7 protein-coding genes and 1 pseudogene are annotated in these 12,090 nt (G+C 36.5%); 4 read left to right on the top strand and 4 right to left on the bottom strand.

Features of this window, described 5'->3' with window-relative positions:
- Positions 1–9 precede the first annotated feature (9 nt).
- On the bottom strand, positions 10–660 hold the full coding sequence (locus tag OPR52_RS05490) for a Tim44/TimA family putative adaptor protein (RefSeq protein WP_264723246.1): 651 nt from the start codon (positions 658–660) through the stop codon (positions 10–12).
- Positions 661–824: 164 nt separating this feature from the next.
- On the opposite strand from OPR52_RS05490, the gene secB reads away from it, so the two are divergent.
- The 3 genes from secB to putA all read left to right on the top strand — a co-directional run bounded on the left by secB (position 825) and on the right by putA (position 7,203).
- Complete coding sequence (gene secB / locus OPR52_RS05495; protein ID WP_006279761.1) at positions 825–1,328, top strand: protein-export chaperone SecB; 504 nt, start codon at positions 825–827, stop codon at positions 1,326–1,328.
- A gap of 14 nt (positions 1,329–1,342) precedes the next feature.
- Positions 1,343–3,928, top strand: coding sequence for an aconitate hydratase AcnA (gene acnA / locus OPR52_RS05500; RefSeq protein ID WP_236514421.1), 2,586 nt, complete (start codon positions 1,343–1,345; stop codon positions 3,926–3,928).
- Positions 3,929–4,062: 134 nt separating this feature from the next.
- Entirely contained in the window at positions 4,063–7,203 is a 3,141-nt protein-coding gene (putA, locus tag OPR52_RS05505) for a bifunctional proline dehydrogenase/L-glutamate gamma-semialdehyde dehydrogenase PutA (protein ID WP_264723249.1), read from the top strand.
- A 239-nt stretch (positions 7,204–7,442) separates the two neighbouring features.
- On the opposite strand, the gene OPR52_RS05510 is transcribed toward putA, so the two are convergent.
- A protein-coding gene (locus OPR52_RS05510) for an IS5-like element ISWpi1 family transposase (RefSeq protein WP_265037890.1) occupies positions 7,443–8,275 on the bottom strand; the annotation gives its coding sequence in 2 pieces (ribosomal slippage) (positions 7,443–7,906 and positions 7,906–8,275; 834 coding nt in all).
- Positions 8,276–8,399: 124 nt separating this feature from the next.
- Between OPR52_RS05510 and OPR52_RS05515 the strand changes: the two genes are divergently transcribed.
- Positions 8,400–9,259 (top strand): IS630 family transposase gene (locus OPR52_RS05515; RefSeq protein ID WP_265037751.1). Its coding sequence is split into 2 segments (ribosomal slippage): positions 8,400–8,724 and positions 8,724–9,259, totalling 861 coding nucleotides; the frame shifts between segments, so codons are not numbered across the junction.
- 28 nt (positions 9,260–9,287) lie between these two features.
- Here the strand turns inward: OPR52_RS05515 and OPR52_RS07900 are convergent.
- Together OPR52_RS07900 and lepA are read right to left on the bottom strand one after the other, a co-directional pair.
- Positions 9,288–9,395, bottom strand: a pseudogene (locus OPR52_RS07900) (TrbC/VirB2 family protein); the annotation flags it as partial.
- Between the two features lie 870 nt (positions 9,396–10,265).
- On the bottom strand, positions 10,266–12,062 hold the full coding sequence (gene lepA, locus OPR52_RS05520) for a translation elongation factor 4 (protein WP_265037975.1): 1,797 nt from the start codon (positions 12,060–12,062) through the stop codon (positions 10,266–10,268).
- Between the last annotated feature and the right edge of the window lie 28 nt (positions 12,063–12,090).

Raw genomic sequence — 12,090 nt, forward strand, 5'->3', positions numbered from 1 at the left:
AAACTAATCTTACTTGTCATTTGTCTTATCGTTACTTGTCTTTTTATAGTGAATAGAAACAAGCAACCAGCTTGGGTCTGATGAATTAACATTTTTTTTGAATTGCCATACATCCTCAACTTTATTAATAGTGGATGTACTACCTGATATGATATCTCCTTCATTGTTCTTAACGAAGTTAATTTGCTCTGAAAGGAAATATACTGCAATAAACACTACATTTTTTATTAGCTTTATTTCTAAAATCTTTTGTGAAACGATAGAAACAATTATAGACTCGTGCATCTCTTTACGATGTTTAATCTTTTTTGCGAAGTTGTTATATAAATCTTTATCCAAGAGAGATTCTAACTGGGACAAATTTCCTTGATTGAAATATTTTATTATTAATTCAAAAGCTATGCTTGAACCTTCTATAAAGTGGGAAATAGAAAAATCTTTGTTTTTTTTTAATATTTGTTCATAAGTAACTTTTATTGAATTTTCATCATTGCTATCAATGTAACCCTCAATGTTTTCTACTACATCTTCTCTACTTCGGCTTACATCCAATACACTAGTTAGCTTTTTTAGGTTGAGGTTGGCTGATCTTCCTAAAGAATTATACAAACGTGAAAAAATGAACGCTGCTAATAAAGCATATATTACAAGCTCTATCATAGTAACTCAACTCCTTGGCATATAAAGTATCCGAACATTATTAATTATTAATGAAAATATGTTTTTCATATCAACTTATAATCAGGTTTGCTATTCGTTTGTAAATGAATATATTATATAAGAAAGTATTAAATATCTCAACTTAATTAAAGGAGACGTAAGAAATGCCACAACAAAAAATGAGAATTCACGGTCAATATGTTAAAGATCTATCATTTGAGAATCCGAATTCGCCATTCCTTTCTTCTAGTAAAGCTCCAGATATTAATGTAATGGTTAATATCAATTCAGCAAAATTAGAAGGGACGAAAAACAAAGAAGAAGTGAATGAAGAAAAATCTTTCCATGAAATTACTTTGCATATAGAAGTCAAAGCAACGGTAAAAGATGAAGGCATAAAAGATGGCGTAGCTTTCATTTGTGAGACGAAATATTGTGGTATTTTTTCAATAGAAAATTTAAAAGAGTTGAGTGAGGAAGAGGTAAGACAAGCTTTGTTTATTGGCGGACCTACTTTTCTTTTCCCTTTTGCAAGAGAAATAATTGCAAGAGTTACAAGTAGTGGTGGATTTCCCCCACTGATGCTAGATCCTATAGATTTTGAAACTATGTATGAGCAGCAAGGTCAACAACAAAAAAGTAACGGTAGTAATTCCAATTTTAACTAATATGATGTAACTTGATGAATAATTCTTTAAACGCAAAAACGACTTTAAACATTGACGGGAAGTCATACAACTATTTTAGCCTAAGTAGTGTTAGTGAATTTTTAGGAATAGATGTGACTAAATTGCCCTGCTCACTTAAGGTTCTGCTTGAAAATTTATTGCGCAATGAAGATGGAGTAAACGTAAAGCTGGATGACATAAGAGTGCTAGCAGACTGCGTTAATAAACACACTAATCACGAAATTAGCTATAAACCAGCAAGGGTGTTGATGCAAGATTTTACAGGGGTTCCTGCTGTTGTTGATCTAGCTTCAATGCGGAGCTATGTTAAGAAAAATGGAGGAAACCCGAGCAACATAAATCCGTCTGTACCGGTTGATCTTGTGATTGACCATTCTGTTCAAGTAGATAGTTATGGAAGTGTTTCCGCATTCAGTAAGAATGTTGAGCTAGAAGTAAAAAGAAATTTGGAGAGATATCAATTTTTAAAGTGGGGGGAATCGTCCTTTACAAATTTTAGAGTAGTGCCGCCTGGCACAGGGATTTGCCACCAAGTGAATCTTGAATATTTAGCGCAAGTTGTGTGTAATAATGATGGAGTCATATATCCTGACACTTTAGTTGGTACTGACAGCCATACTACAATGGTTAACGGATTATCAGTTCTTGGTTGGGGTGTTGGAGGCATAGAAGCTGAGTCTGTGATGCTTGGTCAACCAATTAGTATGGTGATTCCAGAAGTAGTTGGATTTAAATTAATTGGCAGATTGCCGGAAGGAGTAACTGCGACTGATTTAGTGCTGACGGTTACCAATATCCTAAGAACAAAAGGCGTTGTTGGTAAGTTTGTAGAATTTTATGGTGATGGTTTAGATTATTTATCTTTGGCAGATAGAGCCACTATAGCAAACATGGCCCCAGAGTATGGTGCAACTTGTGGGTTTTTTCCAATTGATCAGAAAACACTCGATTATTTACATTTAACAGGGCGACCAGAAAAGCTGATTAAGTTAGTTGAGGCTTATGCGAAAGAGCAAGGATTGTGGCGTGGCAATAATGAGTTAGCATTTTTTGACGCACTAGAACTTGATTTATCGAGCGTGAAGCCAGTAATGGCTGGTCCTAAAAGACCACAAGATAAGGTTTTTCTTTCACAAGTGGCAGAGTCTTTTTCTAAATCATTTTCAGTTAATGAGTCAAAGGAAAGCGATAAACTCCAAGATGGAAGTGTAGTTATTGCAGCAATAACAAGCTGCACTAATACCTCAAATCCAAGTGTGATGATTGCTGCAGGTCTTGTAGCTCGTAATGCAATTAAACTTGGATTAAAATCAAAGCCTTGGGTTAAAACTTCTCTTGCTCCAGGGTCACAAGTTGTAACAGAATATTTAGAAAAGTCTGGATTGCAGGTAGATCTAAATGCTTTGGGTTTTAATCTAGTTGGATATGGTTGCACAACTTGCATTGGGAATTCTGGTCCACTTAATAAAGATATAGAAAATGGCATTAAAAACAAAAACTTAACCGTTGCTGCAGTTTTATCTGGCAATCGTAACTTTGAAGGAAGAATTCATCCGTTAGTCAAAGCTAATTACTTGGCATCTCCGCCACTTGTTGTTGCATATGCACTTGCTGGTACTGTGCAAATTGATCTGACAAAAGATTCAATATGCAAAGATAAGAATGGAAATGATGTCTATCTCAAAGATATATGGCCAACAAACAATGAAATCGAAGATTGTGTTAAAAGTGTGGTAACACGTGAGATGTTCATACAAAAGTATAAGGATGTTTTTTCTGGTGATGAACATTGGCGAAAGATAAAGTGTGAAAAAAGTGAAATCTATAATTGGGATGCAAACAGCACTTACATACAAAATCCGCCTTATTTTGATAACTTATCACCTAAAAATAATAAAATCGATATAAAGGGTGCACAAATATTAGCAATGTTTGGCGATAGCATAACTACTGATCATATTTCCCCTGCGGGAAATATTGCCTCGAGTAGTCCTGCCGGTCTATATTTAAAAGGGCTTGGAATTGAACCACAGGATTTCAATTCATATGGATCTCGTCGTGGTAATCACAATGTAATGATGCGTGGGACTTTTGCTAACATTAGAATAAAAAATGAAATGGTTAGCACCGAAGGTGGATATACAAAATATATTCCTTCTCAAGAAACTATGCCAATTTTTGATGCGGCGATGCGCTACAAGGAAGCTCTCATCATTGTGGCAGGAAAGGAGTATGGCACAGGTTCAAGTAGGGATTGGGCAGCAAAGGGTACTTTATTGTTGGGGATTAAAGTTGTAATTGCAGAAAGCTTTGAGCGTATACATAGGTCCAACTTAGTTGGTATGGGTGTTCTTCCACTTATATTCCAAAATGGAATAACCAGAAAGATATTTGATGGTAGTGAGGTAATAAGCATAAAAGGTGAAATAGTGCCGAGTGGAAATCTAGAATGTATCATCAAAAGAAAGGATAATTCAAGGCAATCAATTCAACTCAAATGCTGTGTACAAACCGCAACTGAGACTAAATACTTGATGTGTGGTGGAGTGTTGAGCTACATACTTGCACAATCTTTTTGATTTAGTGAAGTTATTGCATGGACTTCTTTTAGCCAGCCCTGATCCCTTTGTAAATAGCAATTTGCTCTGCGCAAAGTTATGATATAATTTCACCATACATATGGTGTCGGAGTATTTTTTGGAGATAATTATATATGATAAGCTCTATACAAGAACCTAATGAACTCAGAAAACGTTTACAAGGATTTTATCGTACTGATGAAAAGAGTTATATACGTTATCTTGTAGAAAAAGCAGAGCTTTCGGCTGATTCAAAAAATAGAATTTATAATATAGCAAAACAAGTTATTGAAAAAATCAAACACAATAAATTAAGTATTGTAGATTCCTTTATGCAGCAATACTCGCTTTCCAATGATGAAGGAATAGCGCTTATGTGTCTTGCTGAGTCACTACTTAGAATACCAGATGATTATACAATAGACGAGCTAATCAAAGATAAAATTGCCAATCAGGAATGGAATAAATATTTAGGGCACTCTTCTTCGTTGTTTGTTAATGCTTCCACATGGAGCTTGATGATAGGTAGCAGTATATTGAGAGATAATGAAGGCGATTCGAAGTTCTATTACGCAATTTCTAAGTTACTTAAGAATTTAGGAGAACCGATCATTCGCAAAGCAGTAAAACAAGCAATGTCTATGCTTGGTAATCATTTTGTTGTTGGAGAAACCATAGAAGAAGCTTTAAGGTACGCAAAACTAGATGACAATAGTAAGTTTTTATACTCTTTTGATATGCTTGGCGAAGCTGCTCACACAACTGAGGATGCAGAAGAGTATTTTAATTCATACATGCACTCAATAAAAGCTATAGGTGAATCCACTGAAATAAATGATTGTTTTAAATCCCATGGAATTTCAATCAAACTTTCTGCTTTACACCCACGTTATGAATTTAGTCAATTTGGCCGAATTGCTGGTGAGATATTCACTAAGGTTTTAGAGCTCTGCCGCGAGGCAAAAAAATACAACATTTCACTATGCATAGACGCAGAAGAAACAGAAAGGCTTGAAATTTCCTTAATCTTGTTTGAACAATTACGGCTTGATGAATCACTTTCTGAGTGGGAAGGGCTCGGCTTGGCTGTACAAGCATATCAAAAACGTGCTTTATCTGTTCTTGACTTTGTAGAGGATGTTGCTATTCGATCAAATCATAAAATTATGGTGAGGCTTGTAAAAGGTGCATATTGGGATTCAGAAATCAAGTGTACGCAAGAATTGGGATTAAATGATTACTCAGTATTTACAAGAAAAAGCTATACTGACGTATCTTACCTCGTGTGCGCACAGAAACTTTTGAGTAAACCAAACAGCTTTTACCCATGCTTTGGAACTCATAACGTCTATACTTTTGCTTCTATCATGGAACTTGCTGATAAAAACCACCCTGGATTTGAATTTCAACGCTTACATGGAATGGCAAAAGACTTATATGATTATGCAATGTCAGAGCTTGCAACAAATGTTAGCTGTCGTGTCTACGCACCCGTTGGGGAACATAGTGACTTGTTGCCTTATCTTATAAGACGCCTTCTTGAAAATGGAGCTAATAGTTCGTTTGTTAATCAAATAAGTGATCCTAACGTTAAAATCGATGAGTTAATTTCAGATCCACTGGAAAAAGCTATAAATTTTAATTATGAACCTCATCCAGGCATTCCATTACCACAAGATATTTTGGGACCAGAAAGAAAAAATTCCTTGGGGATGGATATTAGTGATTCTGTGATAGTCTCACAATTTGCAGATGATATAAAGGGTTTTAGTGAAAAAAAGTGGCAAGTTGGACCAATAATTGATGGAAAAGCACTATTTGATAATGCTGAATTTATCGAAGTAGTGAATCCTGCACATTTGGAAAATGTAATTGGAGAAGTGTCAAGTGCAACAAGCGATCAAGCTTTAAACGCTCTTGAAATAGCACATAGTGCTTTTGCTAAGTGGCAGAATGTTTCAGCAGAAGAGCGCGCTAAATGCCTTGAAAAAGCTGCAGATTTGCTTGAGGAAAGGATGAAAGAGTTAATTTACATTCTGATTGTGGAAGCAGGAAAAATTTTATCCGATGCAATAGCAGAAGTAAGAGAGGCAATCGACTTTCTGCGTTGTTATGCAATGATAGCAAAAAATGAACTGAGCGACTGGAAAAAATTGCCGGGCCCAACAGGTGAAGATAACTTCATCTTTTTTGAAGGCAGAGGAGTTTTCTTATGCATATCACCGTGGAATTTTCCGCTCGCTATCTTCATTGGGCAGGTCTCAGCTGCACTTGCAGCAGGTAATGCAGTGCTGGCAAAACCGGCAGAGCAAACGCCGATTATTGCCTACGAAGCTGTTAAGATACTACATGAAGCTGGGATACCAAAGAATGTGTTACACCTCATTCCTGGGGATGGTGGATATTTAGGCAAAATATTAGTTCCAGACAATAGAATTGCCGGAGTAGCTTTTACTGGCTCAACACAAACTGCTCAAATAATCAATAAAATGCTTGCAAATAGGGATGGTCCTATCGTACCACTTATTGCTGAAACAGGAGGGCTCAATGCTATGATAGTTGATAGCTCTGCTCTCTTAGAGCAAGTGACTACGGATGTTTTGCTTTCTGCGTTTCGCAGCGCTGGCCAACGCTGTTCTGCGCTTAGAGTGCTGTTTATTCAAGAGGACATAGCAGAGAAGCAGATAAAAATGATATGCGGTGCAGCGCAAGAACTCAAGATTGGTGACCCAATACAACTTAGTACTGATATTGGTCCAATAATTGATAAAGCATCTATCGATATGCTAACTCAACATACGCAAAAAATGTCAGAGGATGAAGATTCAAATCTGTTATTTAAAGTACCCATGGATACAAATTCTCATAATGGTTATTTCTTTCCTCCATATATTTATGAGATACAAAAAATTTCGCAATTAAAGCAAGAGGTATTTGGTCCTATTTTACATATCATACGTTTTAACAAGTCACAATTAAATGAAGTTATAAGTGATATAAATAGTACTGGATATGGGCTTACGTTTTCTTTGCAGAGTCGTATACAAAGTCAAATTGACACTATAAGTAAAAAAATATCAGTTGGAAATGTCTACATCAACCGTAACCAGATAGGTGCAGCAGTTGGGATACAACCATTTGGTGGTAGAGGACTATCTGGCACTGGGCCAAAAGCTGGTGGTCCTCATTATTTACAGCGTTTTTCTACAGAAAAAGTTGTAAGTGTTAACACTACAGCATTTGGTGGTAACACTACACTTATGTGTTTGGATTAATTTGCAGGCCCTAATTTTTCTTACCCCTAAACTAGACGTTCGTGCAGTTATGTACACAGCGCTAAAATCCGAAAAGGACCAGCTCATGCACTGAAATAAATCGTATCCGTTCAGCCAATGGCGTCAACTTAAGAACTTTCATTAGCAAACTCTCCTAAAGACATGATGGCGTTTAGGCTTATCTACTTTATTGCGGCTGTCCCGGTCGGATTTTAGAGGTTGTCCGGAAACAAGTAAATTCAAGCATATTCCCTCTTTAACATAACCCTACTCATAGCTAGGTATATGAAATTCTCAGTGGATGTTGTGAGTAAATCATACTCCTTCGATAGCCTTCTATTCCTATTAACCCAAGCAAAAGTCCTTTCTACAACCCATCTTCTTGGCTGTACTTTAAACCCTTGTTCTCTTGTTGGTAGTAGCTCAGGTGGCGTATCTTTGTGCACCCAAAATCTACATGTAGGCCTTTTAACAATTTCAATATCTATGTCATATTCTTCCTTTATGTGATTCTTTAAATTTCTTCCTTGGTATCCCATGTCAGCCCACATTTTTTTAACTTTAGTATATTTTGTTCTCATATTGTTTAATGCTATTTTAATACCATCTCTATCATTTTCGTTAGCAGCGCCTACGTAACAACCTAGTATAAAACCCTGAGTGTCTGTAATTATATGCCTTTTTCTACCCTTTACTTTTTTACTTCCATCATAGCCTTTGATCCCCCCTTTTCTGTAGTCTTTACAGATTGACTATCTACTATACAGGCACTCGGCTGCTCATTCCTTCCTATTTTTCTTCTACTATATTTTGTAATTTCATAATTCATTTTCTCAAAAATTCCCTGCTTCTTCCATTGCCTGAACTGCTCATACACAGTCTTCCATAGCGGAAAATCATTTGGTAAATACCGCCATTGACACCCTGTACGCAATACATAGAAAATTGCTTCTAATATTTCTCTTTTGCTATACTTTGGCGGCCTTCCTCCTTTCTTGTATGATACTCTGAAGTGTTTTTCTATTCTTGCCCATTCCCTTTCGCTTAGATCTGTTGGATACTTTTTTCTCATCTTTACCCCGTACTAAAATTTCAGATATTATAGCCTTTTACTTGTTTCCGGACAACCTCTTAGAGCTCTTTCCATAAAAGTCCGGATGTGATAGGATAAGGGTAGATGATGATAAGGAGGTTGAATGCCAGCAGCATATAGTTATGATTTAAGAAAAAAAGCAATGGAAGCGCTAGACGAAGGAGAAAGCAGAGAAACAGTGGCAGCAAGATTTAAGATTGGACGAACTACTTTATGGGAGTGGCAGCAAAGAAGAAAAGAAACAGGAGACTTTCAATCAAAAAAACTTGGAAATGGGGGTTACAATCACAAAATTACCGACTGGGATACCTTTGCCAAATTTGCCAGAGAACACGGAGGAAAGACTCTATCGGAAATGGCTAAACTTTGGAACAACGTTAGTATCCAAACGATCTATCGAGCCCTTAAAAAAATTGAATTTACGCGCAAAAAAAGACATATGGATACAAGGAAAGAAACGAAGAAAAACGTGCTGAATTTTTGAAAATTATAGCGACAAAAGAACCTAAAAACTTAGTGTATATAGATGAGTCTGGCATTGATAACACCGAAGACTACCCCTACGGATATTGCCAGAAAGGACAGCGGTTTTATGCCTTAAAATCTGGAAAGAAAACTCAACGAATCAGTATGGTTGCAGCCTTAAGTGGAAGAAAGATAGTTGTTCCGTTAACCTTTGAAGGCCACTGTAATATGGATGTTTTTAATGGATGGTTTGAGCAATTTTTGACACCGATCTTGGAACCTGGACAGACTGTCATTCTTGACAATGCTACTTTTCATAAGTCTGATAAGATTATCGAGCTTGCTAAAGGGGTTGGTGCAGAAATTTTGTATCTGCCGCCTTATTCTCCAGATTTCAACAAAATTGAGCATCATTGGTTTGCTATAAAAAACAGAGCCAGGAAAAACATTCCTCTATTCGAATCCTTTCGTCGTGCTGTTGATTCTGCCTTCCTATGACCTGTTCGGACTATTATGAGAAATGCTATACTTGAGCAGTTGTATCAGTATTAGTGTCAGCGGCAGCACTCCCAACATGAGAAAAAGAAATAAATAATACTATAAAAAGAATATTAAAAACTTTCCTAGGGTTCATCTCTATACCTTAAATTTAGATATTGCAATTATACCTAAAATACTATAATTTTTAGTAAAACTAGCATAAAGATTGAATAACAAACGGTGCCACAAAAGTAGTTGATACACAACTGCACAAATATTGTAATATAGACATAGTAAACGATATTATTCCAGTGCTTGACGCTGGAATCCAGACTTTAATTGTTATATTTGTAAATAAGTCTGGTAAGAATAAACGTTCATCTCAAATGCAGTATTTTTGTTGAAATAGCTCAACTGGATCCCAGTGTCAAGCACTGGGATGACAGCAGTCCTACGTCATACCGCGATTTATTCGCGGTATCTCATCAGCTAACAAGTAGCGGGATGACGGTTGTCGTTTAGCCATAAACATTAAGAAATTTACCAAATGAAAAAAAAGGCAAAAGAAGCCCCGTGGTTGGCTAATTACTTACATTATACTTTCAAGTATGGCGTTTTTTTATTCTAAATGCTTAATAACCGCGATTCAGTTGCTTTTAAACCGCAACTAATCTAAATTAGAAACATTAAGAAATTTACTAAACAGGAAAAAAGGCAAAAGAAGCCGTAGGGTAGCTAGTTATTCACTATCCATTTTTTAAGTTGGCGTTTTTTTATGTTTTAAACGCTTTATAAGCGCGTTTCAGCTTATGTAGGTAGAAGTTTGATAAAGACATAAGGTGCACATAGTGCAAAAAATTAAACATGAGACGCCAGATACGTGAGTTTTTTTGTCATTTAATCTGTACAGAGAAGATAAATAAATAGCTTCACTTTCATGATAAGGGGGCTGGCAGAGTTTGTCAAGTAAGTTTTTTCGTTTCTAACGGTTGTTGCCAAAAACTATACAAGAAGTCTTTTAAGATCAATCACTTATCTTCAAGGCTTGAATAAAAGCATTCTGTGGAATATTTACGTTCCCTATAGAATGTAACCTTTTTTTACCCTTCTTTTGCTTTTCAAGTAGTTTCATTCTTCGCGTTACATCTCCACCATAGAGTTTAGCTGTTACATCTTTTCTGTATGGGTTAATCGTTTCTCTGGCAATGATTTTTCCGCCCACTGCCGCTTGAATCGCGATTTTGTATTGCTGACGTGGTATTAAATCCTTCAAGCGTGCACATATTTCACGCCCTCTTTTTTCTGCCCTACTTTTGTGAACGATACAAGCCAGTGCATCTACGGGCTCTCCATTAATTAAAAAGCTTAATTTATCTATTTGGCTTACCAGATAGCTGGAAATTTCCCAATCTAAGCTTGCATATCCTTTGGAAATTGATTTTAATCGATCATAAAAGTCAAAAACAACTTCAGACAGTGGTAACTTATATCTTAACAATGCTGTTGTTGTGTTACCAATGTAAGATAAATCCTCCTGTTCTCCCCTCCTTTCTTCACATAGAGATAGAATCTCTCCCAAGTATTGATCAGGAACCATTATGGTTGCGGTAATCCACGGTTCTTCCACAATTTCAATTTTTGTTGGATCTGGCATATCACTTGGGTTATGAATATTCAAAATTTCACCACTTCGTGTTGTAACCCTATATATAACACTTGGCGCAGTTGCTGTTAGGTCTAAATCAAATTCTCTCTCGAGCCTTTCTTGAATAACTTCAAGATGCAACATTCCCAAAAAACCACAACGAAATCCATAGCCTAGTGCATTTGAAGTTTCAGCTTCGAAGGTAAAACTTGCATCATTTAAATGTAACTTTTCTAGAGCTTCCCTTAAATATTTAAAATCATCCGTTTTGTGAGGGAAAATGCTACAAAATACCACAGGATGCACTTCTTTAAATCCAGGAAGTGCTTCACTACAAGGTCTCTTTTCCTCAGTGATAGTGTCCCCTACCTTGCAGTCTGCCACTTCCTTCATTGAAGCAGTTATAAAACCAACTTCACCCGCTGAAAGTTCACCCGTCATCACTTTTTTAGGGGTGAAAATACCAATATTGTCGACTTGATATGTAGCATTATTAGACATCATAACAATTCTCATGCCTTTTTTTAGCACTCCATTTTTAACTCGCACTAAAATTACTACTCCTAAGTAAGTGTCATACCAACTATCAACCAAAATTGCTTGCAATGGAGCATTTACATCACCTTGAGGAGCTGGAAGTTTTGCTACTATTGCTTCCAGTACATCTTTTATTCCAAGTCCAGTTTTTGCTGATATTAAAACTGACTCACTTGCATCAATACCGATTATTTCCTCAACCTGGAGTTTTACCCCTTCTGGATCTGCAGCAGGAAGATCAACTTTATTGAGCACAACTATTATTTCATGGTTGTTGTCAATAGCTTTATATACATTTGCAAGGGTTTGTGCTTCAACGCCCTGGCTACTATCTACCACTAAAAGTGAACCTTCGCACGCTGCTAAGCTTCGACTTACCTCGTAAGAAAAGTCAACGTGACCTGGGGTGTCCATGAGATTTAGGCAATATTGATTACCGTCGTTTGCCGTATAATTGAGTTTTACCGTCTGTGCCTTAATTGTAATCCCACGTTCGCGTTCTATATCCATTGAATCGAGTATTTGATTGGTCATTTCTCTTGCTTCAAGGCCGTTACATTCCTCTATTAAACGGTCAGCAAGCGTTGACTTACCGTGGTCTATATGCGCTATTATTGCAAAATTTCTTATGTTGTTCATTTATGGCTATTTTACTTAAGTAGAACCA

Source organism: Wolbachia endosymbiont (group A) of Hylaeus communis, assembly GCF_947251915.1.
GTDB lineage: Bacteria > Pseudomonadota > Alphaproteobacteria > Rickettsiales > Anaplasmataceae > Wolbachia > Wolbachia pipientis.

What these genes read in the sequence shown, in the direction of transcription:
- putA (WP_264723249.1), top strand. Translation starts at nt 4,063, where the DNA reads ATGATAAGCTCTATACAAGAACCTAATGAACTCAGAAAACGTTTACAA.
- lepA (WP_265037975.1), bottom strand. Translation starts at nt 12,062, where the DNA reads ATGAACAACATAAGAAATTTTGCAATAATAGCGCATATAGACCACGGT.
- secB (WP_006279761.1), top strand. Translation starts at nt 825, where the DNA reads ATGCCACAACAAAAAATGAGAATTCACGGTCAATATGTTAAAGATCTA.
- acnA (WP_236514421.1), top strand. Translation starts at nt 1,343, where the DNA reads ATGAATAATTCTTTAAACGCAAAAACGACTTTAAACATTGACGGGAAG.
- OPR52_RS05490 (WP_264723246.1), bottom strand. Translation starts at nt 660, where the DNA reads ATGATAGAGCTTGTAATATATGCTTTATTAGCAGCGTTCATTTTTTCA.